At 72.8% G+C, this 21,435-nt stretch carries 18 protein-coding genes; 7 read left to right on the top strand and 11 right to left on the bottom strand.

The window, feature by feature from the left end; translation table 11 throughout:
- The first annotated feature begins 71 nt into the window (after positions 1-71).
- Positions 72-332, top strand: coding sequence for a response regulator transcription factor (locus AB0I91_RS31475; protein WP_123744844.1), 261 nt, complete (start codon positions 72-74; stop codon positions 330-332).
- A gap of 33 nt (positions 333-365) precedes the next feature.
- Here AB0I91_RS31475 and AB0I91_RS31470 read toward each other — a convergent pair whose 3' ends face one another.
- Positions 366-1,673: an MFS transporter gene (locus AB0I91_RS31470; protein ID WP_499640224.1), complete on the bottom strand. Its 1,308-nt coding sequence runs from the start codon at positions 1,671-1,673 to the stop codon at positions 366-368.
- Positions 1,674-1,956: 283 nt separating this feature from the next.
- On the opposite strand from AB0I91_RS31470, the gene AB0I91_RS31465 reads away from it, so the two are divergent.
- Positions 1,957-2,538 carry a YqgE/AlgH family protein gene (locus AB0I91_RS31465; protein ID WP_498771409.1) on the top strand — a complete coding sequence of 194 codons (582 nt, stop codon included), beginning with the start codon at positions 1,957-1,959 and terminating at the stop codon, positions 2,536-2,538.
- Here the strand turns inward: AB0I91_RS31465 and AB0I91_RS31460 are convergent.
- Positions 2,535-2,939, bottom strand: coding sequence for an SdpI family protein (locus AB0I91_RS31460; protein WP_499640222.1), 405 nt, complete (start codon positions 2,937-2,939; stop codon positions 2,535-2,537). The genes AB0I91_RS31465 and AB0I91_RS31460 overlap by 4 nt on opposite strands.
- A gap of 250 nt (positions 2,940-3,189) precedes the next feature.
- Between AB0I91_RS31460 and leuS the strand changes: the two genes are divergently transcribed.
- The gene (leuS, locus tag AB0I91_RS31455; RefSeq protein ID WP_499607670.1) at positions 3,190-5,991 is read left to right on the top strand and encodes a leucine--tRNA ligase; all 2,802 of its coding nucleotides are present in this window, start codon (positions 3,190-3,192) and stop codon (positions 5,989-5,991) included.
- Between the two features lie 21 nt (positions 5,992-6,012).
- Here the strand turns inward: leuS and AB0I91_RS31450 are convergent, their stop codons facing one another.
- Positions 6,013-6,618, bottom strand: a complete 606-nt coding sequence (locus AB0I91_RS31450; protein ID WP_498771415.1) for a hypothetical protein — start codon at positions 6,616-6,618, stop codon at positions 6,013-6,015.
- Between the two features lie 164 nt (positions 6,619-6,782).
- The gene (locus tag AB0I91_RS31445) at positions 6,783-7,532 is read right to left on the bottom strand and encodes a TetR/AcrR family transcriptional regulator (RefSeq protein ID WP_499607673.1); all 750 of its coding nucleotides are present in this window, start codon (positions 7,530-7,532) and stop codon (positions 6,783-6,785) included.
- 122 nt (positions 7,533-7,654) lie between these two features.
- Here AB0I91_RS31445 and AB0I91_RS31440 point away from each other — a divergent pair, with 122 nt between their 5' ends.
- The gene (locus AB0I91_RS31440; RefSeq protein WP_499640220.1) at positions 7,655-9,784 is read left to right on the top strand and encodes an MMPL family transporter; all 2,130 of its coding nucleotides are present in this window, start codon (positions 7,655-7,657) and stop codon (positions 9,782-9,784) included.
- A gap of 16 nt (positions 9,785-9,800) precedes the next feature.
- Here the strand turns inward: AB0I91_RS31440 and AB0I91_RS31435 are convergent, their stop codons facing one another.
- Both AB0I91_RS31435 and AB0I91_RS31430 read right to left on the bottom strand, forming a co-directional pair.
- A complete protein-coding gene (locus AB0I91_RS31435; protein ID WP_499607678.1) occupies positions 9,801-10,814 on the bottom strand; it encodes an outer membrane protein assembly factor BamB family protein in 1,014 nt (337 codons plus the stop codon).
- A 270-nt stretch (positions 10,815-11,084) separates the two neighbouring features.
- Positions 11,085-13,127, bottom strand: a complete 2,043-nt coding sequence (locus AB0I91_RS31430) for a DUF2339 domain-containing protein (RefSeq protein ID WP_499640218.1) — start codon at positions 13,125-13,127, stop codon at positions 11,085-11,087.
- Between the two features lie 96 nt (positions 13,128-13,223).
- On the opposite strand from AB0I91_RS31430, the gene AB0I91_RS31425 reads away from it, so the two are divergent.
- Positions 13,224-14,084 (top strand): ribokinase, encoded by an 861-nt coding sequence (locus AB0I91_RS31425; RefSeq protein ID WP_499640216.1) that lies wholly within the window; start codon positions 13,224-13,226, stop codon positions 14,082-14,084.
- Between the two features lie 277 nt (positions 14,085-14,361).
- A complete protein-coding gene (gene ptsP, locus AB0I91_RS31420; protein WP_498771428.1) occupies positions 14,362-15,993 on the top strand; it encodes a phosphoenolpyruvate--protein phosphotransferase in 1,632 nt (543 codons plus the stop codon).
- Here the strand turns inward: ptsP and AB0I91_RS31415 are convergent.
- A complete protein-coding gene (locus AB0I91_RS31415) occupies positions 15,987-16,859 on the bottom strand; it encodes a LysR family transcriptional regulator (RefSeq protein ID WP_498771430.1) in 873 nt (290 codons plus the stop codon). The genes ptsP and AB0I91_RS31415 overlap by 7 nt on opposite strands.
- A 51-nt stretch (positions 16,860-16,910) precedes the next feature.
- Between AB0I91_RS31415 and AB0I91_RS31410 the strand changes: the two genes are divergently transcribed.
- A complete protein-coding gene (locus AB0I91_RS31410) occupies positions 16,911-17,105 on the top strand; it encodes a hypothetical protein (RefSeq protein ID WP_498771432.1) in 195 nt (64 codons plus the stop codon).
- Between the two features lie 4 nt (positions 17,106-17,109).
- On the opposite strand, the gene AB0I91_RS31405 is transcribed toward AB0I91_RS31410, so the two are convergent.
- The 4 genes from AB0I91_RS31405 to AB0I91_RS31390 are packed head-to-tail and all read right to left on the bottom strand — an operon-like array spanning position 17,110 to position 21,434.
- On the bottom strand, positions 17,110-18,288 hold the full coding sequence (locus tag AB0I91_RS31405) for a glycine C-acetyltransferase (protein WP_499607688.1): 1,179 nt from the start codon (positions 18,286-18,288) through the stop codon (positions 17,110-17,112).
- Entirely contained in the window at positions 18,288-19,322 is a 1,035-nt protein-coding gene (gene tdh / locus AB0I91_RS31400) for an L-threonine 3-dehydrogenase (protein WP_498771436.1), read from the bottom strand. Before tdh ends, AB0I91_RS31405 begins: the two co-directional genes overlap by 1 nt.
- 36 nt (positions 19,323-19,358) lie before the next feature.
- Entirely contained in the window at positions 19,359-20,822 is a 1,464-nt protein-coding gene (locus tag AB0I91_RS31395; protein WP_499640214.1) for an SDR family oxidoreductase, read from the bottom strand.
- A gap of 42 nt (positions 20,823-20,864) precedes the next feature.
- Complete coding sequence (locus AB0I91_RS31390; protein WP_498771440.1) at positions 20,865-21,434, bottom strand: DUF1707 SHOCT-like domain-containing protein; 570 nt, start codon at positions 21,432-21,434, stop codon at positions 20,865-20,867.
- Between the last annotated feature and the right edge of the window lies 1 nt (position 21,435).

Genomic DNA, 21,435 nt, shown 5'->3' with positions numbered 1-21,435 from the left:
GGCTTGGCCAGTGACAGCCTGTTGCGGGACCATGACTGTGTGCGTCAGACGCGCACTGGGGGTGGTGTCGCATGAACGCTTGGGGATTGTCCGAGGGGGGCACCCGGGCACAACAGGGGTTGGACGAGCTGTCCGACCGGCAGCGGGCCGTGCTCCGCTGCCTGGCCAGGGGGCTCGCGGACCACGAGATAGCGCGGGTGCTGGCGTTGAGCCAGCACCAGGTGGGGGCGGTGGTGTCGGAGATCCTCCGCGCGCTGAACCTGCGTGATCGGATGGCGGCGGTCGTCTACGCGCACGAGACCGGGATCATCCGCCTGCCGCTGCCGCGGTGACCTGGCCGCTGCTCCGCAGACGGGCGGGGCAGGTCAGTGGGCGGGGGCTGTCGCCGATCGCTTGACCAGCAACAAGTAGCCGAGCAGACCGAGCAGGTAGGCCGCCGTCGCGGCGATCACGAGGCCCGGGGACCGACCGTCCAAGGGCACCACGGCCGCCGCGGCGGTGACGGCTGCCACCTGCGTGACGTTGAACAACGTGTCGTACAGGGCGAACACCCGGCCGCGGACCTCGTCGCCGATGTCGCCCTGCACGGCCGCGTCCACGCAGAGCTTCACCACCTGGCCCGCGAACGTCAGCACGAACGACGCGACCAGGATGGTCGGCAGCAGCATGGGCAGGCCGAGGCCGAGCTGGGTGGCGGCGGCCAGCACGAGCGCGGCGCAGACCGTGCCCCGCCGGCCGAGCACGTCCACCACCCGGTCGGTCACGAGTCCCGCCAGCAGGATGCCCGCGCCACCGGCGACGGCGACCTCGCCCAGCCCCGCCATGCCCGCCTTGAGCGGGCCGTAGTCGGTGAACGAGTTGCGCATCAGCAGCAGCGTGAGCAGCAACGACGCGCCGAATGCGAGCCGGTGCGCGAGCAGCGCCACCAGGGCGGCGGCGACGCTGGGCGCCCGCCACGCGGCCCGTGCGCCGTCCAGCAGGCCCAGGGCGACCGCGGTGACGGTCCGGCTGGGCTCGTCCACCTCGTCGGGTCCGAGCGCGCCACGCGCGAAGCGGGAGGCCACGAAGGCTGCCCCGAGCGAGCCCACGACGGCGAACGTCGTGGTCCACGCCGAGCCGCCGTCACCGGAGCCGAACACCGACCGCAACCCCACCGCGCAGCCCGCCCCCAGCACCGCGGTCAACGCGCCCAGCGTGGTGACGAACGCGTTCGCCTCCACGAGGTGGTCGCCGTCCACCACGTGCGGCAGGGACGCGGACAGGCCGGAGCCGACGAACCGGCTCACCCCCGTGACGAACAGCGCCGAGGCGTACAGCGGCACGCCGGCGAGCCCGAGCCCGACGGCCGCCGCGGTGAGCAGGACGAACACCGCGCGGGTGAGGTTCGCCACCACCAGCACCCGGCGGCGGTCCCACCGGTCGAGCAGGGCGCCCGCGAACGGGCCGACGACCGAGTACGGGAGCAGCAGCACGGCGAACCCGGCCGCGACGGCGAGCGGGTCGGCGTGGCGCTCGGGGTTGAACAGGACCGCGCCGGCGAGGCCCGCCTGGAAGAGGCCGTCGCCCCACTGGGCGGCCAGCCGCGAGGCCAGCAACCTGCGGAAGTCCGCCAGCGCGAGGAGTTTCCGGACACCGAGGTGGTGCTTCGCCGCGGTGGTGCCGGCAGTGGTCACGGTGGTGAGCCTATGCCTCCGGACCTCCGGACCACGAAGGCCGGACCCGCGTGGGGTCCGGCCTCCCTGGTGCCAGGCGCCCGGTCGCCTCTCGGCGGGTGGCACTACGCGGCTCCAGCCGAACGGTATTCCGCGTAGGCGTTTCAGTGGGCCCGGGGGACTCGATGGCGCCTGACGCTCACTACAACGAACACGGTAACCCGGATGTTCCGCCGACGGCGGAATGGCGCGTCCGCGCGGTGCGCGTGCTGCGTCGCCTGGCCCGCGGTCGTCGTCTGGGATCATGCGTGGTGTGCGCCCTGATGCCGACGTCGAACCGGGTTCCCTGCTGGTCGCGGCACCGACTCTGACCGACCCCAACTTCCTCCGGACGGTGGTCTACGTCATCGACCACCGGGACGAGGGCAGCCTCGGCGTGGTGCTGAACCGCCCGAGCGAGGTCGCCGTCCACGACGTGCTGCCCGCGTGGGGCCCGCACGTGAGCAGGCCGCAGGCCGTCTACATCGGCGGGCCGGTGGAGCAGAAGACGGCGCTGTGCCTGGCCGCGCTGCGCACCGGCGAGGACCTGGCGTCACTCGACGGTGTGGTCGGCGTGCACGGGCCGGTGGCGCTGGTCGACCTGGACGCGGACCCGGACGTGCTGGTGGCGAAGGTGCGCGGGATGCGCGTGTTCGCCGGCTACTCCGGCTGGGGCGAGGGCCAGCTCGGCAACGAGGTCGCGCGCGGCGACTGGATCGTGGTGAAGGGCCTGCCCGACGACGTGCTCACGCCGCCGAACGTCGACCTGTGGGGACGGGTGCTGCGCCGTCAGGGCATGCCGACGGCGCTTATGGCGACGTTCCCGACGGACATCCGCCGGAACTAGGCGCGGGTCAGGACGCTGCAGCCGCCGCCACCGCACGCGCAGCCGCCGCAGCCGGCGGGCGCCGCCTGCTCGGGCATCGCCTCGGCGGCCCGGTGGCCGAGCACGCCGCCCGCGCTCGCGACCACGACGCTGCCGACCAGCCCGACCAGGCCGATGACCAGCGCCGACGCCGGGTTGACCGCCGCCGCGAAGGCCGCCACGAGGGCGATCGCGCCCGCGGTCGCGGTCGGCACGCCGGCGATCTTGTTGGCCAGCGCGAACGTTTCGTCGTCGCGCAGCGTGGCCTTGGTGCGCACACCGAAGAAGCGGTTGCGCCGCAGCAGGCCACGCACGCCGAGGAAGCCGATGGTCGCGAACGCGACACCGATCAGACCCAGCACCACTGGCAGCACGATGTTCACCCTGACGAGGGTAGGCCGGTCCTCCGATCCGGGTGGGGCCGGCCCCGGGTTCGCGGGCCCACCGCGGCCTCACCCGGTGCAACGCACTTGCGCTGCGCTGATACCGTGGAGGACATGAGCAAGGCCCGCCTGCTCCTTAGCTAGCCGCGCAGACCTCGTCAGCCAGGTCCGCGCGGCAACCCCTCATGCCCTTCCGGGCTGGGGGGTTTCGTCATGTCAGGGGCAGGTACCGATGGAGAGGGACATCCCGATGAGCACCGACGCGGCGGACGCGACGCCCGCCTACCGCTACACCGCCCAGTTGGCGGGCGAGATCGAGCGGCGCTGGCAGCAGCACTGGGAGGAGGAGGGGACCTTCCACGCGCCGAACCCGGTCGGGCCGCTCAAGGGCGAGGTGCCAGCGGACAAGCTGTTCGTGCAGGACATGTTCCCCTACCCGTCGGGCGCGGGCCTGCACGTGGGCCACCCGCTGGGCTTCATCGGCACGGACGTGTTCGCCCGGTACCACCGGATGAACGGCCGCAACGTGCTGCACACGATGGGCTTCGACGCGTTCGGCCTGCCCGCCGAGCAGTACGCCGTGCAGACCGGGCAGCACCCGCGCAAGACCACCGAGGACAACATCCAGACCTACCTGCGGCAGATCCGCAGGCTGGGCCTGGGCCACGACGAGCGCCGCCGGATCTCCACCATCGACCCGGGCTACTACAAGTGGACCCAGTGGATCTTCCTGCAGATCTTCAACTCCTGGTACGACCCGGCGGCGGGCAAGGCCAGGCCGATCGCCGAGCTGGAGGCGCAGTTCGCGTCCGGTGAGCGGGCCACGCCCGACAAGCCGTGGGCCGAGATGACCCGCCCGGAGCGGGAGAAGCTGCTGGGGCAGCACCGCCTGGTGTACCTGTCCGAGGCGCCGGTGAACTGGTGCCCCGGCCTGGGCACCGTGCTGGCGAACGAGGAGGTCACCGCAGACGGCCGCAGCGAGCGCGGCAACTTCCCGGTGTTCCGGCGCTCCCTGCGCCAGTGGATGATGCGGATCACCGCGTACTCCGACCGGCTGATCGACGACCTGGACCGGCTGGACTGGCCGGACAAGATCAAGGCGATGCAGCGCAACTGGATCGGGCGCTCGCACGGCGCCCGGGTCAAGTTCGCCGTGGCCGGGCACGACGGCGTCGACGTCGAGGTGTTCACCACCCGGCCCGACACGCTGTTCGGCGCGACGTACATGGTGCTGGCGCCCGAGCACCCGCTGGTGGACGTGATCGCGTCCGCCGAGCAGGCCGACGCGATCGCCGCGTACCGCGCCGAGGTGTCGCGCAAGTCCGAGCTGGACCGGCAGGAGAACAAGGAGAAGACCGGCGTCTTCACCGGCGCGCACGCGGTCAACCCGGTCAACGGCGCGCGGATCCCGGTGTACCTGGCGGACTACGTGCTGATGGGCTACGGCACCGGCGCGATCATGGCGGTGCCCGGCCAGGACCAGCGCGACTGGGACTTCGCCAAGGCGTTCGACCTGCCGATCATCCGGACCGTGCAGCCGCCGGAGGACTTCGACGGCGAGGCGTACACGGGCTCCGGTCCGGCGGTGAACTCCAGCCACGAGAGCAGCGTGAGCCTGGACGGCCTGGACGTCGACGAGGCCAAGAAGAAGATCATCGCCTGGCTGGAGGAGCAGGGCCGGGGCGAGGGCACGGTGCAGTTCAAGCTGCGCGACTGGCTGTTCTCCCGGCAGCGGTACTGGGGCGAGCCGTTCCCGGTCGTGTACGACGCCGACGGCACGCCGATCGCGGTGCCGGAGTCGATGCTGCCGATCGAGCTGCCCGACGTGGACGACTACTCGCCGCGCACGTTCGACCCGGACGACGCGAACTCCGAGCCGTCGCCGCCGCTGTCGCGCGCCGAGGACTGGGTCACCGTCGAGCTGGACCTGGGCGACGGGCCCAAGCAGTACCGGCGCGAGACCAACACCATGCCCAACTGGGCCGGTTCGTGCTGGTACCAGCTGCGGTACGTGGACCCGACGGAGTCCGAGCGGTTCGTCAACGCGGAGAACGAGCGGTACTGGCTGGGCCCGCGCACCGACGAGCACGGCCCGTCCGACCCCGGCGGCGTCGACCTGTACATCGGCGGCGTGGAGCACGCGGTGCTGCACCTGCTGTACGCGCGGTTCTGGCAGAAGGTGCTGTTCGACCTGGGCCACGTGTCCGGCGACGAGCCGTACCGGCGGCTGTTCAACCAGGGCTACATCGAGGCCTACGCCTACCGCGACTCGCGCGGCACCCCCGTGCCCGCCGAGGAGGTGGAGGAGCGCGACGGCAAGTACTTCTTCGACGGCGAAGAGGTCAAGCGCGAGTACGGCAAGATGGGCAAGAGCCTGAAGAACGTCGTCACGCCGGACGAGATGTGCGAGAAGTACGGCGCCGACACGTTCCGGCTGTACGAGATGTCGATGGGCCCGATGGACGTCTCGCGGCCGTGGGCGACCAAGGACGTCGTCGGCGCGCAGCGGTTCCTGCAGCGGCTGTGGCGCAACCTGGTCGACGAGACCACGGGCGAGCCGCGGGTCACCGACGAGGACCCGGGCGAGGACGCGCTGCGGCTGCTGCACAAGACGATCGCGGGCGTGCACGACGACTTCGCGAACCTGCGCTACAACACGGCGGGCGCGAAGCTGATCGAGCTGAACAACCACGTCACCAAGCACTTCCCGGGCGGCGCGCCGCGCGCGCTGGCCGAGCCGCTGGCGCTGATGCTGGCGCCGTTGAGCCCGCACGTCGCCGAGGAGCTGTGGGCCAAGCTGGGCCACACCGACTCGCTGGCGCACGGCCCGTTCCCGGCGGCGGACGAGAAGTACCTGGTCGAGGACACGGTCGAGTACCCGATCCAGGTCAACGGCAAGGTGAAGGCGCGCGTGGTCGTGGCGGCGTCGGCGTCGGCGACCGAGGTGGAGGCGGCGGCGCTGGCCGAGGAGAAGGTGGCCGAGCTGCTGAACGGCGGCTCGCCGCGCAAGGTGATCGTCGTGCCGGGCCGGTTGGTCAACGTGGTGCTGTAGCGGGGTTCGCGGACAGCCGGTTCACGGACGGGGCAACTGGGCGGCCACTTCGGTCATCGCGTCGAGCAGGTCCGGCTCGACGTGCCCGGTTGCCGGTTCGGACTCGGCGATCGTGATCGTGGTGTCCTTGATCTCCGACCAGTAGTGCGTGGCGGTGAACCGGACGTCCGGCATGCCGACCACCCCGCCGCCGAGCGGTTGCACGTCGCCGGAGCCCGCGACGTCGATGACCCGGTCGAACTGCCGGGCGTGGTTGCGGCCCGGGAACGTCACCCACACCACCGACACCACGGCCGCGTTGCCCGCCTGGTCGCCGACGGCGAGCAGGAGGCGGTCCAGCGACGTGCACGGGGTCTGGGCGAGGAAGTCGCGCACCTGGCCGAACGAGTTCGCCACGCAGTCGAGCTCCTGCTTGACCGCCTGCTTGCTGATCCCGACACCGAGGTGGCTCATCGCGCCTTCGGTGTCACCGCCGCGCGCCGCGCGCTTGGCGTCCCACTTGCGGACGCCGATGCTCTCCACCGGGGCCGCCGCCCCGCCTCCGCCGCTCGCGCCCGAGTTCAGCGCCGCGCCACCGGCCCCGCCCGCGCCCGCGAGGACGACGAGCACCGCGGCCACTAACGCCACGCCGCCGGATCCCTTGTCGGAACTCTTCCCCGCCACCATCCCCCCGCCCCGAGTCGTTCTCGCCGCTGCGGCCACCACATGCAACCCCGCCCGGGTGCCCCTGGTTGTGCCGCGGACGCGAAAAGCCCTCGAACGGCCCAGCAGGTATGCCCGGAAGTCGCAGCTCACGGACGCGTCAGGTGACGAAAACCCATCTCTCCCAGGATCTGCGCGAGCATCGAGTCGAACATCGGCTCGGGGTTGGACACCGCGAACGGGAAGCGGCCGAAGACCTCCAGGGCCACGTGACCGTAGATCCGCACCCACGACTGCGTGATGTGGTAGACCGCGCCGAGCGGCAGCACGCTCGCGTCCACCGCGACGCCGCGGTCGTTCACGGTGGCCAGCAGCACCTGCTGGAACGCCGCCAGGTCGGCGTGCAGGTTCTCCGGCGCGTCGTGGCCGAGGTCCTCCGGCAGCGGGTGGCTCGCGATCAGCCTGCCCGCGACCTCCAGGAACACGCGGCCGAACTGGTCGCCGACCTGGCCTCGGCCGTCCGGGGTGCAGGAGCCGAGCGCGTCCTCGGTGGAGGCGAACACCAGCGTGAACTCCTGCGGGTGCGCGAGCGCCCAGCGCCGGAAGCCCCGGCACACCGCGTAGACCTGCGCGCTGACGTCGTCCTCGTCGATGCCGTCGAGGTCGGCGTCGAGCTCGGCGGCCAGGTCCGTGCAGATGTCCTCGGCGAGCCGGCGGAGCAGGTCCTCGCGCGAGTCGTAGTACCGGTACAGCGCGGGGGCGGTGATGCCGACTTCACGTGCGATCGCACGCAGAGTGACGGCGTCCCGGCCGTGCTCCACGAGCAGGGCACGGGCCTGTCGCCGGATGTCACGCTCGGTCTCAGCGCGTAGCCGCTCACGGCGAGTGGCCTCGGTCATAAGTCACCCAATCAGGTTGTAAACACCGTTCACCCGGGTATAACTTCGGGACAGGTGAGTGAACACCGTTTACGTAGTTGACGCCATTCACCCAACCGTAACCCATCTGCCTGGGAGGACGCGTGTTCGCGAAGTGGGGATCGCTGGCGTACCGCCGCAGATGGGTGGTGTTGATCGCGACGGTGGCCCTGGCGGTGGTCGGCGGCATCTGGGGGCTCGGCGTGTTCGACCGCCTCAGCCAGGGCGGCTACGAGGCGCCGACGAGCGAGGCCGCGCGGGCCAACCAGGTCGCGCAGGACGCGTTCGGCCGACAGGGCGGCGACGTGCTGGTGGTCTACAACACCACCGACCCCGCCAAGCTCCAGCAGATCGCCGGCGAGCTGGCCGACCTCCCGGCGGACGCCGTGCTGAAGGTGCAGCCGCCGTTCCCGTCGCCGCAGAGCGGCAAGTCGCTCGTCGTGATCACGCTGACCTCGGGTGACTCGAACACGCAGCTCAAGCAGTACGACCAGATCGCCGACCGGCTCCAGGTCGACGGGCTGGAGGCGCAGGTGGGCGGCCTGGTGCCGACCCAGAAGGCGATCAGCGACATGTCCGCCTCCGACCTGACCAAGGCCGAGGCCGTCTCGCTGCCGATCGTGCTCGTCCTGCTCGTGATCATCTTCGGCGGCCTGGTCGCCGCGTCGCTGCCGGTGCTGGTGGGCGGTCTCGCGATCATGGGCTCGCTCGGCGTGCTGCACGCCGTCTCGCTGGTCGCCGACGTGAACTCGTTCGCGGTCAACGTGGCCAGCCTGCTCGGCCTCGGCATGGCGATCGACTACGGCCTGTTCATGGTCGGCCGGTTCCGCGAGGAGCTGGCCGCCGGCCGCGACACGCCGGACGCCGTGCGCCGGACGGTCATGTCGGCGGGCCGCACCGTGCTGTTCTCCGCGACGCTGCTGGTGATCGCGCTCGCCGGGCTCCTGCTGTTCCCGCACGGCTTCCTGAAGTCCTTGAGCTACGGCGGCATGTCGGCGGTGGCCATCGCGGCGGTCGTGTCGCTCACCCTGCTCCCCGCGTTGCTGGCCGTCCTGGGCCACCGCGTGGACAAGCTCGCTCTGCCGTGGCGCAAGAAGGCCGCGGGTGGGGCGGGCAACCAGCCGAAGGTGCCGTCCGAGGCAGGCTGGCGCAGGCTCGCCGCCCGGGTGATGAAGCGGCCGGTGCTGTTCGCGCTGCCGATCGTGCTGGTCCTGCTCGCGCTCGGCTCGCCGTTCCTCGGCGTGAAGTTCGGCGAGGTCACCGAGAAGGTGCTGCCCGAGGGCAACCCGGCGCGCGTCGCCGCGGAGACGGTCAACGAGGACTTCGCCGCGCTGTCCAACTCCGGCTTCAAGATCGTGATCACCGGCGACCCGTCGCGCGCCGCCGTGCAGGAGTTCGTCGGCGACGTCGCCGCGGTGCCCGGTGTCGGCGAGGCGCAGGTCGCGGCGGAGCCGGCCGACGGCGTCTGGCTGGTCAACGCCGGGCTGGACCAGGACGCGTTGAGCGACGAGTCCAAGCAGGCGCTGCGGGACGTGCGGGCGCTCGCCGGGCCCGGTGACGAGGTGCTCGTCGGCGGCAGCACGGCGATGGTGAGCGACAGCCTCGACGCCATCGGCGAGAAGCTGCCGCTGATGATCGTGCTGCTGGTCGGCGCGACGTTCGTGCTGATGTTCCTGGCGTTCGGGTCCGTGCTGCTGCCGATCAAGGCCGTGGTGATGAGCGCGCTGAGCCTGTCGGCCACGTTCGGCGTGCTGGTGTGGGTGTTCCAGGACGGGCACGGCGCGTCGCTGCTCGGCGTCACGCCCGCGCCGCTGGAGTCCGGGATCGTGGTGCTGATGGCGGCCGTGGTCTTCGGGTTGTCCACGGACTACGAGGTGTTCCTGCTGTCCCGGATGGTCGAGGCGCGCGGTCGCGGCGCGTCGACCGAGGAGGCGGTGACCACCGGTCTGGCGAAGACCGGCCGGGTGATCACGGCTGCGGCGCTGCTGCTGATCGTGGTGACGGGCGCGTTCGCGTTCTCGCAGATCACGATGATGCGGTTCGTCGGCGTCGGCATGATCCTCGCGCTCGCGCTGGACGCCACCGTGGTGCGGATGCTGCTCGTGCCCGCCGTGATGAAGATGCTCGGCGACGCCGCGTGGTGGGCCCCGGGGCCGTTGCGGCGGATCCAGGAGCGGATGGCGATCCACGAGGAGGCGCCGGTGGAGGACGAGCGGCTGCCGCAGCACGTCTAGGCGGTCGGTCGGCGTCTCAGGAGTGGTCGACCGGTTCGAACGCGATGGCCGTGGCGGTGACGCCGCGGCCACCGTCGTTCAACCCGCCGAGCTGGAACGTGGTCAGCACCCGGTTGTCGGCGCTGTCCAGCACGGTCGCGGTGTTGCCGCTGGACAGGAACACGCGGCGGTCGCCGGGCGCGATGGCCAGCGCCTTCGCCCTGAGCCGCAACGACTTCGCGGCGCGGGTCGTGGTGTCGACGACGGCCACGCGGCGGTTGAGCGCCACGTAGACGCGGCGGCCGTCCGGGGTGACCGCGATGCTGCCCGCGCCCTTGCCGACCGGCGTCGACCAGCGCAGCTCGTCGGTGCGCGCGTCGATCATGGAGACGGTGCCGCCGCCCTCGCCGACGTCGAGCGAGCTGACGTAGACCGCGGCGCCGTCCGGGCTGACCGCGACGTGCTGCGGCATCCCCTCGACGTCGATCGTGGTCCGCGGGCTCGCGGTCTCGGTGTCGAGCACGCTCACCGTGCCGTCCTGCGCGTTGGCCACGTACAGCCGGCGGCCGTCGGGCGTGACCGCGATGCCCTGCGGCTGCCCGCCCGCCCTGATCGCCGCGACCAGGCGGAACGTCGACGGGTCGACCACCGCCACCGCGCCGCTGCCGGTGACGTAGAGGCGTTCGCCGTCCGGGCGCAGCACCGCCTGCGCGAGCTGCGCGCGGGCGTCGATGCGGCCGACGACCTTGCCCGCCACCGGGTCGACCGCCGTGATCACGCCCGCCCAGCCGTTGACCACGTACACCCGCCGGCCACCCGGCGCGACCGCCGCGCCCGTGGTCCACGCGCCGGTGTTGGCGCTCGCCACGACCCGGCCGTCGGTGGTGTCGAGCACCTGCACCCGGCCGTCGTGGGTGATCACGTAGGCCCGGGGCGCGGGTGTGCCGGCGACGGTGACGACGTGCGACCGCTCCTGGCCGGCGGCGGAGAGCGCGGCGGCGAGGAGGACGGCTGCGGTGCCCAGGGCTGCGGTGCGTCGTCGTCCCCACATGGCTGGATGGGAACACCGCCGCGCGGTCGGGTTCCACCCTCGTCCTACGGACGGGTGCCTTTTGGTGCCGGACCGGGTGATGGGGTCGGGCTGCCGCCCGCGGCGGCGGGACGGGCGGCAACGGCGGCGGTGCGCCCGGCGCCGGTCGCTCGGGGGGCGAAACGACCGACGCCGGACCCCTGCCGGTGCCGGAGCACCGGTGGTCGTACCCCGACGACGTAGACCTCTACACCAGGTTGACGCAGTCCGGGCCGTTTTGGATCCCGAGAGCTACGAATCAGCCGAAATTCGCCGAGTTGCCACCAGCTTGGCGTAACGCGTGCCCGCCGTCAGGAGGACGAGGCCCGCGCCGATGAACGCGAGCACGCGCGCGATGCCGTCCAACGCGGCCATGTCGAACAGCAGCAACTTCGCCACCGCCGCGCCGACCAGCACCAACCCGGCCACCCGCAGGGACTTCCGGTCGATGCCGCGCACCAGCAGCACCAGCGCGGCGACCGTCCACGACACCGTCACGATCGAGTGACCGAAGAGGAATCCGGTCACGTCCTGCGACACCAGCAGCGCACCGCACAACACGACACCGGCCGCCGCGTACAGCAGGACGACACCCGTGACGATCCACGGGAACGGGTGCCTGCCCAGGATCCCCAGGCCCGAAGCGACCCACGGCAGCACGACCACGAGCACCCCGAGGACCAGCGCGGTCAGCATGCCGGACACCAGGAACCCCGAGCTGTCCACGCGCCACGGTTCGTCCAGCAGCAGTCGCGGCGGCACGGCGTGCGCGACGGTGAGCAGGAAACCGATGGCGCCGAACACGAGCGAGCCGAGCAGCGGACCGCGTGACGCGAGGACCTTGGCCAGGAACGCCAGCGCCAGGGCCTCGGCCAGCACCACCGCGGCCCGCGTGCCGCCGTCCAGGGCGATCGTCGTGGCCTGGAACAACGCGAACACGCCGACCGCGCCGACGGCCGCGGTGAAGTTCTTCGGCAACGAGCGCCGACCGGCCGCCCACAGCGCGAGCATCAGCACCGCGACCGCGCCGGCGACACCCGCGCCGAGGGTGCGGTCCAGGACGGCGGTGGTGAGCAGGGCGGGCAGCGGCGAGCCGACGGCGAGGGCGAGCGCGGTGGTGTCGGCGGGTCGGACGTTGATGGTGAGCACGGCGGCGGCCACGCCGATCACGGCGGCGAGCAAGGAGATCCCGGCCAGCGCGTACTCGTCCGTGCGGCCGATCACCAGGACCGAGGCGATCAGCGGCGGCACGCCCGCGGTGACCGCGAGCCACGGCCAGTCGCGCTTGAGGTGCACCGGGCTCGCCGCGATCTTCAGGACCAGCAGGAACGCCACGAGCAGCGGCGTGAACCCCTGCGTGAGGACGGGTGCGCACACGGCGCAGGCCGCGACCACGCCGATGGCGAGGGCGGCCGAGTCCCAGCGCAGCGCGAGCAGCAGCCCGCCGCCCGCGATGAGCAGGCCCGCGGCCAGACCCCCGCCTTCGGGCAGGTAGTCGTAGATCGAGGTGGCGGCGATGACGTCCAGGTAGAGCACGGCGATGCCGGTGGCGGCGAGGGCGAACGCGCCGGTGCGGCCGGCCGGGGTGCGGTGCAGCCACAGGCCGAGGCCGACCAGCACGCCGCCGAGCGCGGCGCCGCCGAGGACGCGGGGCAGGGGGCCGAGGTAGCCGCGTTGGACGGCCAGGACCAGGAGGAGGACGACGCCGAGCAGCGTGACCGCGCCGCCGACCCAGGCGAGGAGCTTGCTGCCCGCGCCGTCCTTGGCGAGGCGGTCGAAGAGGGTGGGGCCGGGCGGCGGCGGAGGGGTCGGTGGCCAGTACGGGGCGGGTTGGCCCCAGCCCTGCGGCGGGCCCTGGAGTGGACCCTGCGGTGGTGGTGCGTAGCCGGGCTGGGGCGCGGGGTAGGCCGCCGGGCCGTTCGGGTGGGCGGGCGGTCGGGGCGCCGTCGGGTAGGTGGGAGCGGCCGGCTGGGCCGGGGCGTGCGCGGTCTGGGCTGGAGCGTGCGCGGTCTGGGCCGGCTCGGTCTGCAGTGGGGCGGGCGCGGTCGGCTCACTCGCGGGCGCGCCCGTCACCGGCGCACTGGTCACCGGCGCATTGGTCACGGGCGCGCTGGTCACGGGCGTGCCGGAGGTAGGTGCGGCCGCCGTGCCGGGGGCGAGCGGAGCGGTCGACGTCGTCACCGCTTGGGCGCTGCCGACCCGGTGCAGTTCCTGGCCCACCGCCTCCAAGCGGCGGCCGAGGTGCCCGAGTTCGTCCGCGAGCCTCGTCAACGGGTCCTGCCCAGTACCGGTCATGTGACCAGAGTCGCCCGGATCCGGTGTATCCGGAATCCGTACCACTACTCAACCCGGTACCGAACCGGTCACGCCGGGACCTGGCACAGTGCCACCGTGACTGTTCTCGTGCTCGGTTCGGCCAACGCGGACCTCGTCGTCTCGGTGCCACGCCGACCCGCCGGCGGTGAGACTGTGCTCGGCGGCGACACCGTCGTCCTGCCCGGTGGCAAGGGCGCGAACACCGCCGTGGCCGCCGCTCGGCTGGGCGCGTCGGTGGCGTTCGCAGGTGCGGTGGGCGGGGACCAGTACGGGGAGTTGTTGTTGGCCTCCCTGTCGTCGTCGGGTGTGCGGACCGATTTCGTGCGCACGTCCTCCCGGCCCACGGGCTTGGCCTACATCACCGTGACGCCGGACGGTGAGAACTCGATCGTCGTCGCCCCCGGCGCCAACTCCGACCTCGGTGTGTCCGATGTGGACGCCCTGACCTGGGACGACGTGTCGGTGCTGGTGTGCTCCCTGGAGGTGCCCGTGCCGACCGTGTCGCACGCCGTGCGGGTGGCGGCGTCCCACGGCGTCCGGCCGGTGCTGAACCTGTCGCCGGTGGTCGAGGTGCCCGCGGAGACGATGGCGCTGCTGGACCCGCTGATCGTGAACGAGCACGAGGCGGCGTCGCTGGCGTCGTCGTTCGAAGGGCTGCTGGCGTTGGGCCCGAAGTCCGCCGTGGTCACGCTGGGCGCCCGCGGCGCGGCCGTCATCACACCCTCCGGTGTCGTCGAGGTCGGCGCGCCCGCGGTGTCCGTTGTGGACACGACGGGTGCCGGCGACGCGTTCGCCGGCGCCCTGGCGGTCGCCCTGTCGTCCGACTCGTCACTACCGGAAGCCGCCACCTTCGCCGCCCGCGTCGCCGCCCACTCGGTGACCTCGCCCGGCGCCCAACCCTCCTACCCGACCCTGGCCCAACTGCGAACCGGATGAACCCGCACCACCGACCACCCGAAAATGTCGGACCTCGCCGGCAGAATGAAAGCAAGGGATCCCCTTGGCGGGGACCCCTGCGAAGCCCTTCCGCACAGTTTCGGCCGGTTCCGGCCGGGGCGAAGGCGGGGCGAGGGCAGGGGTGGGCGTGTGCTGGGGTGGCTGGGCGCTGCTGCCGTGGCCGGGCTGCCGATGTCGCGGGCCGGGTAGCGGGTTCGGGGTCGGTGGCGTTGGCTTGTCCTTCACGTCCCGTCGACCTGAGGGTATGGTCTAGACCATGTCGAGTGCGCGGCTGAGTGGTGTCGGGGTGAGTTCCGGGCGGGCGTCGGGGCCCGTGGTCCGGGTCGCCGAGCCCCTGGGGGAACCGCCGGTCGGGCCCGCGCCGGCGGATCCGGTGGCCGAGGCGGCGCGGATCAGGCCCGCGGCGGAGGTCGTGGTGGCCCGGTTGCGCGAACGGGCCGCCGCGGCGAGCGGTGACGCGAAGGACGTGTTGGAGACCACGGCGGCGATGGCGGCCGACCCCGCGTTGCTGTCCCAGGCCGAGAAGCTGGTCACGTCCGACTCCCTGCCCGCCGCACGGGCCGTGCACCAGGCCGCCGGCGGGTTCATCACGGCACTCGAAGCGGCGGGCGGGTACATGGCCGAACGGGCCCGCGACGTCCGCGACGTCCGAGACCGGCTGGTCGCCGAACTGCTCGGCGTGGCCGCGCCCGGTGTGCCGTCGCTTGCCTCGCCGTCCGTGCTGGTGGCCCGCGACCTGGCCCCCGCCGACACCGCCGGCCTCGACCCGGCCAAGGTGCTGGCCCTGGTCACCGAGGAGGGCGGACCCACCTCGCACACCGCGATCCTGGCCCGGTCGCTCGGCATCCCGGCCGTGGTCGCCTGCCGCGGCGTGCTCGACCTCGACGTGCCCGCCCTGCTCGTGGACGGCGACACCGGCGTGGTGCAGGCCTCCGACGGCACGGTCCGCGCGGCGCACGTCGCGGGCCGGGCGGAGTGGAACGGCGTCGGCGTGCTGCGCGACGGGTACCGGGTGAAGGTGCTCGGCAACGTCGGCTCCCCCGCCGACGCGGTCGCGGCGGCGGCCGGTGGCGCGGAGGGCGTCGGCCTGTTCCGGACCGAGTTCTGCTTCCTGTCCGCCGCGACCGAGCCGTCGGTGGCCGAGCAGCGCGAGGCGTACGCGGCGGTGCTGGCGCCGTTCGCGGGCAAGCCCGTCGTGGTCCGCACGCTGGACGCGGGCGCGGACAAGCCGCTGCCGTTCCTGGCGCCCGAGCCGGAGCCGAACCCCGCCCTGGGCGTGCGCGGCCTCCGGGTCGCCTTCGACCGCCCCGACGTGCTGGAACGCCAGCTCGAAGCGATCGCGCTCGCGGCCGCCGACACCGACGCCGACGTGTCGGTGATGGCGCCGATGGTCGCCACCGCCGCCGAGGCCGCGTGGTTCGCCGAACGGGCGCGCGCGGCCGGCATCCGGCGCGCGGGCGTGATGATCGAGATCCCGGCGGCGGCCCTGAGCGCCCACGAGGTGCTGGCCGCGGTCGACTTCGTCTCCATCGGCACCAACGACCTGGCCCAGTACGTGTTCGCGGCGGACCGGCAGGTCGGCGCGGTGGCCGCGCTCAACGACCCGTGGCAGCCCGCCCTGCTGCGGCTGATCAAGCTGGTCGGCGACGCGGGCACGGCCGCGGGCAAGCCGGTGGGCGTCTGCGGTGAGGCCGCCGCCGACCCGCTGCTGGCGTGCGTGCTGACCGGGTTGGGCGTGACGAGCCTGTCGATGAACCACACGGCGCTGGCGGGCGTGGGCGCGAAGCTCGCCTCGACCAGCTTCGACCTGTGCCAGCTGGCGGCGCGCGGCGCGGTGGCGGCGGCGGACCCGGCGTCGGCGAAGCTGGCGGCCCGCGCCCCTCACTGACCGACGGCGTCCAGCAGGGCGTCCCGGACCAGCTGGATCAACGGGTGGTCCTCGCTGCCCCGGCGAACGGCCGCGACCACCCGCCGCAACGGCGCCGTGCCGCGGACGGGCACACCGCGCACGGCGTTGCGGGGCACCAGAGCCACCCCCGCGCCCGCCCGCACCAACGCGCCGATGGCCCGGAAGTCGTCGGACGTGTGCGTGATCCGCGGCGCGAAACCGGCGTCCTCGCACGCCAGCTGCACGACGTCGCGCACCGGGTTGCCGGGCAGCGTCACGACCCAGTCGTCGTCCGCGAGGTCGGCCAGGTCCACCTCCGCCCGACCGGCCAACGGGTGCGCCGGCGGCAGCACCACGTCGAACGGCTCGGTGTAGAGCGGGAACCGGGTCAGCCGCCGGTCGTCGGTGCGCAGCCGGTACTCCTCGGTGATCGCCAGGTCGATCTCGCCGTCGAGCAGCAGCGGCACGCTGGCGTGCCCCTCCACGTCGCGCACCCGCAGCGTCACGTCCGGCGCGGTCACCCGCAGCGCGGCCAGCGCGGGCGCGACGACCTGCGTGATCGCCGACGCGAAGCTGCCGACCTCGACCCGCCCGGTCGCGCCGGAGGTGAACGCGGCCAGCGTCGCCTGCGCCCGCTCCAGCTCCGCGGCCACCGCGTTGGCGTGCCGGACCAGCAGCTCGCCGGCGGCGGTCAACGACACCCGCCGGCCACGCCGCCGCAGCAGCTCGTGCCCCACCTCGGACTCCAGGGCGGCCAGCTGCTGCGACACCGCGGACGGCGTGAGGTGCAGGGCCTGCGCCGCCGCCGTCACGGTGCCGTGGTCGGCGAGCGCGCGCAGCACCCGCAGCCGTCGTGGGTCGATCACGGGTACGTCGTCACGACGTGCACGCCCAGCCCGCGTGCGGTACCAAGAGCCATGCGTTCGCTCCGCGCCACGGAATCGATCATCGCCGGTCTCGGCCTGCTCGTGCTGGTCGTGTTCGGCTTCGTCGTGCCCAGCGCCCGGGCGGGCGAGCCGGAGATGAACGGCGTCGTGGTGACCCTCACGATCCTGGTGTCGGCGATCCTGCTCGTGTTCGCCGGCATCTGGGGCCCCGGCGGCAAGAAGTGAGCCCTCACATCCGGTCGCGGGCCGCGATGAACGCGTCCACGGCGCGGTTCACGTCGTCGGTCGAGTGGGCCGCCGACATCTGGGTCCGGATCCGCGCCTTGCCGTGCGGCACGACGGGGTACGAGAAGCCGATCACGTAGATGCCCTGCTCCAGCAGCAGGTCGGCCATCCGGGACGCCTCGGCCGCGTCGCCGATCATCACCGGGATGATCGGGTGCTCGCCCGGCAGCAGGTCGAAGCCCGCCTCGGTCATCCGCGAGCGGAACAGCGCGGTGTTCTCGCGCAGCCTGGTCAGCAGCTCGCCGGACGAGCTGAGCAGGTCGAGCGCGGCGATCGCGGCGGCGGTGATCGACGGCGCCAGCGAGTTGGAGAACAGGTACGGCCGCGACCGCTGCCGCAGCATCTCCACGATCTCCGCCCGCCCGGAGGTGTAGCCGCCGGACGCGCCGCCCAGCGCCTTGCCGAGCGTGCCGGTGACGATGTCCACCCGGTCCTGCACGCCGAACAGCTCGGGCGTGCCGCGACCGTTCGGGCCGGTGAAGCCGACCGCGTGCGAGTCGTCGACCATCACCAGCGCGTCGTACCGCTCGGCCAGGTCGCAGATCTCGTCCAGCGGCGCGAGGTAGCCGTCCATGGAGAACACGCCGTCGGTCGCGATCAGCCGGTAGCGGGCGTCGGCGGAGTCCTTGAGCTGCCGCTCCAGGTCGTCCATGTCCCGGTTCTTGTAGCGGTACCGGCGGGCCTTGGACAGCCGCACGCCGTCGATGATCGACGCGTGGTTCAGCTCGTCGGAGATGATCGCGTCGTCCGCGCCGAGCAGGGTCTCGAACAGGCCGCCGTTGGCGTCGAAGCACGAGCTGTAGAGGATCGTGTCCTCGGTGCCCAGGAACTGCGAGAGCCGCAGCTCCAGCTCCTTGTGGGGTTCCTGCGTGCCGCAGATGAACCGCACGGACGCCATGCCGAAGCCCCACCGGTCCAACGCCTCGTGCGCGGCCTCGACCAGCCGCGGGTGGTCGGCCAGGCCCAGGTAGTTGTTGGCGCAGAAGTTCAGCACCTCGGCGCCGGAGCCGACGCGCACGGCGGCGTTCTGCGGCGTGCCGATCACCCGTTCCGCCTTGTAGAGCCCGGCCGCGCGGATCTCGTCCAGGCCGGTCCGCAGGTCCTCGCGCATCGCGCCGTACATCAGTGAGCTCCCGTCCAGTCGAGGATGACCTTGCCGCACTTGCCCTCGCGCGCCGTCGCGAACGCCTCGTCGAAGGCCGTGTAGTCGAACCGGTGCGTGATCACCGGCGACAGGTCGAGGCCGCGTTGCAGCAGCACGGACATCGAGTACCAGGTCTCGAACATCTCCCGGCCGTAGATGCCCTTGATCTGGAGCATCTTGAGCACGACGCTGCTCCAGTCGACCGCGAACTCCTCGGCGGGCAGGCCGAGGATGGCGACCCGGCCGCCGTGCGCCATGTTGCCGATCATCTCCTGCAGCGCGACCGGCTTGCCGGACATCTCCATGCCGACGTCGAAGCCCTCGGACATGCCGAGCTCGGTCTGCGCGTCGGCGATCGTGCGCTCGGTGACGTCGAGCGCGAGGTCGACGCCGACCTTGCGGGCCAGGTCCAGCCGGTGCTCGCTGACGTCGGTGATGACGACGTTGCGCGCGCCCGCGTGCTTGGCCACGGCCGCCGCCATGATCCCGATCGGGCCGGCGCCGGTGATCAGCACGTCCTCGCCGATGACCGGGAACGACAGCGCGGTGTGCACGGCGTTGCCGAAGGGGTCGAAGATCGCGGCCACGTCCAGGTCGACGGGCGCGCGGTGCACCCAGGCGTTCTGCTCGGGCAGCACCACGTACTGCGCGAACGCGCCGTCGCTGTGCACGCCGAGGCCGCGGGTGTTGGCGCACAGGTGCCGCCGGCCCGCCTTGCAGTTGCGGCACGTGCCGCAGACCAGGTGGCCCTCGCCGCTGACCAGGTCGCCGACCTTCACCCCGGTCACCGCGGCGCCCGTCTCGACCACCTCGCCGACGAACTCGTGCCCGAGCACGAGCGGCGCGCTGATGTTGTGCGCGGCCCACTCGTCCCACGAGTCGATGTGCAGGTCCGTGCCGCAGATGCCGGTGCGCAGGACCCGGACCACCACGTCACCGGTGCCGGGGGTGGGGTCCGGGACGTCGGTCAACGACAACCCCGGCCCGGCGGTCGCCTTGACCAGTGCCTTCATGCGGGCGAGTGTGCTCCCACCCTCTTGTGCAGTCCATCAGGACTTTCTGAATTCACTCGTAAGTTCAGCTTCACAGGTGATGTTGCGGGCCATGCCGCCGAACACCACCCCGTGGAACGGCCACACCAGCCACCAGTACACGTGCCCGGCCAGCCCGCGCGGCACGAACACCGCCCGTTGCCGGTAGGTCGACCCGCCGCCGTCGGCCGCCGCGACCCGCAGCTCCAGCCAGGCCAGCCCCGGCACCCGCATCTCCGCGCGCAACCGCAGCAGCCGTCCCCGGTCGAGCTCCTCCACCCGCCAGAAGTCCAGCGCCTCGCCGACGTGCAGGCGCCGGGGGTCACGCCGCCCGCGCCGCAGCCCGACACCGCCGACCAGCCGGTCGAGCCACCCGCGCACCGCCCAGGCCAGGGGGAACGAGTACCAGCCGTGCTCGCCGCCGATGCCCTCCACGACCTGCCACAGCCGCTCCGGTGACGCGGCGGTCCGCCGTTCCCGCACGTCCACGTACGACGAGCCGCCGGACCAGTCGGGGTCGGACGGCAGCGGGTCGGCGGGCGCGCCCGGCACCGACGCCCCCGACCAGCGGGTCTCCACGTCCGCGTCGCGGACCTTCGCCAGCGCGAGCGCCACCGCCCGGTCGTAGCCGGTGTTCGCGCCCGGCAGGTACGCCTCGATGTCGTGCTCCCGGCACACCACCTCGTGCACCAGCGACTCGATCAGCGGCGACGCGATCGACCGCGGCACCGGCGTGACCAGGTTGACCCAGTGCGCGGACAGGCGCGGCGTGAGCACCGGCACCGGCAGCACGCGCCGCCGGCGCAGCCCGGCCACCTCCGCGTACCGGAGCATCATCTCCAGGTAGGTCAGCACGTCCGGGCCGCCGATGTCGAACGTCCGGTTCACCTCGGCCGGCAGCCCCACCGCGTCGACCAGGTACCGCAGCACGTCCCGCACCGCGATCGGCTGGACCCGGTTGCGCACCCAGCGCGGCGTGACCATGACCGGCAGGCGTTCGGCGAGGTAGCGCAGCATCTCGAAGCTCGCCGAGCCGGACCCGATGACCACCGCCGCCTGCAGCACCACCGCGGGCGCCGGGCCGCGCAGGAACACGTCCCCGACCTCCTTGCGCGAGGCCAGGTGGGGCGACAGCGCCACGCCCGGCGGGTGCAGTCCGCCCAGGTAGACGATCCGCCGCACCCCCGCGTCCGCCGCGGCGCGCGCGGTGTTCTCCGCGGCACGCCGGTCCGCGTCGACGAAGTCCGGATCGCTCAACGAGTGCACGAGGTAGTGCACGACGTCGACGTCCCGCATCGCGGCGTCCAGCGAGGCCGGGTCGAGCACGTCGCCGCGCACGACCTCGACCTGCCCGGCCCACGGCACGTCCCGCAGCTTGCGCGGGTCGCGGACCAGGCACCTGACCCGGTGGCCCGCCGCGACCAGCCGGGGCACGAGCCGTCCGCCGAGGTAGCCGGTCGCGCCGGTGACGAGGCAGTGCACCCCACGATCCTCACCGCGCGACGGCCGGAGCGCACGACGGGGTCAGGCGTGCCGGAACCAGCGGGTCTTCTTCTTGATCTCCACGTTGCCCGCGCGCACCAGGCCGTGCACGACGAAGTGCGGTCGGCCGTTCACGCCCGTGCCGACCTTGTCCTTCAGGTTGCTCGCGGCCAGCTCCACGCCGTCGGCGTTGACCGTCGCGCCCTCCGGCAGCACCAGCTTCACCGAACCGGCCGTCACGTCCAGCTCGATGTCCACCACCGCGTGCGGGATGGACGCCTCGCGGAAGTCCAGGTCCGTCGACCCCATCCGGCTGCGCACGACGAGCTGCCGCGGCACCGTCCAGTTGCCCTTGCGGTTGACCGTCGACATGGTCGCCTTCAGCTCCTGCCGGTCGGCGGGCACGGCGAGCACCTGCTCGTTGTGCACCATGCCCGGCAGGTCCAGCAGCACGGCGTTGAGCTGGCCGCGGGTCCGCGCGGCCAGCGCCGTGTCGGTGCGCTCGGTGAACTCGTCCAGCGTGATCAGGCCGCGGCCGATCGCCTTCTGCAGCAGGCCGACGACGTGCTCCCGCTCGGCGTCGGACACCCGGAAGTCCCTGGGGTCGGTCATG

This window comes from Actinosynnema sp. NPDC049800 (genome assembly GCF_040656635.1).
Classification (GTDB): domain Bacteria; phylum Actinomycetota; class Actinomycetes; order Mycobacteriales; family Pseudonocardiaceae; genus Actinosynnema.
The sequence above is the reverse complement of the archived record's forward strand: the minus strand, read 5'-3'. Positions and strand labels throughout refer to the sequence as shown.

What these genes read in the sequence shown, in the direction of transcription:
- AB0I91_RS31430 (WP_499640218.1), bottom strand. Translation starts at nt 13,127, where the DNA reads ATGACCGGTACTGGGCAGGACCCGTTGACGAGGCTCGCGGACGAACTC.
- tdh (WP_498771436.1), bottom strand. Translation starts at nt 19,322, where the DNA reads ATGAAGGCACTGGTCAAGGCGACCGCCGGGCCGGGGTTGTCGTTGACC.
- AB0I91_RS31405 (WP_499607688.1), bottom strand. Translation starts at nt 18,288, where the DNA reads ATGTACGGCGCGATGCGCGAGGACCTGCGGACCGGCCTGGACGAGATC.
- AB0I91_RS31445 (WP_499607673.1), bottom strand. Translation starts at nt 7,532, where the DNA reads ATGACCGAGGCCACTCGCCGTGAGCGGCTACGCGCTGAGACCGAGCGT.
- ptsP (WP_498771428.1), top strand. Translation starts at nt 14,362, where the DNA reads ATGTCGAGTGCGCGGCTGAGTGGTGTCGGGGTGAGTTCCGGGCGGGCG.
- AB0I91_RS31410 (WP_498771432.1), top strand. Translation starts at nt 16,911, where the DNA reads ATGCGTTCGCTCCGCGCCACGGAATCGATCATCGCCGGTCTCGGCCTG.
- leuS (WP_499607670.1), top strand. Translation starts at nt 3,190, where the DNA reads ATGAGCACCGACGCGGCGGACGCGACGCCCGCCTACCGCTACACCGCC.
- AB0I91_RS31390 (WP_498771440.1), bottom strand. Translation starts at nt 21,434, where the DNA reads ATGACCGACCCCAGGGACTTCCGGGTGTCCGACGCCGAGCGGGAGCAC.
- AB0I91_RS31475 (WP_123744844.1), top strand. Translation starts at nt 72, where the DNA reads ATGAACGCTTGGGGATTGTCCGAGGGGGGCACCCGGGCACAACAGGGG.
- AB0I91_RS31465 (WP_498771409.1), top strand. Translation starts at nt 1,957, where the DNA reads ATGCGTGGTGTGCGCCCTGATGCCGACGTCGAACCGGGTTCCCTGCTG.
- AB0I91_RS31435 (WP_499607678.1), bottom strand. Translation starts at nt 10,814, where the DNA reads ATGTGGGGACGACGACGCACCGCAGCCCTGGGCACCGCAGCCGTCCTC.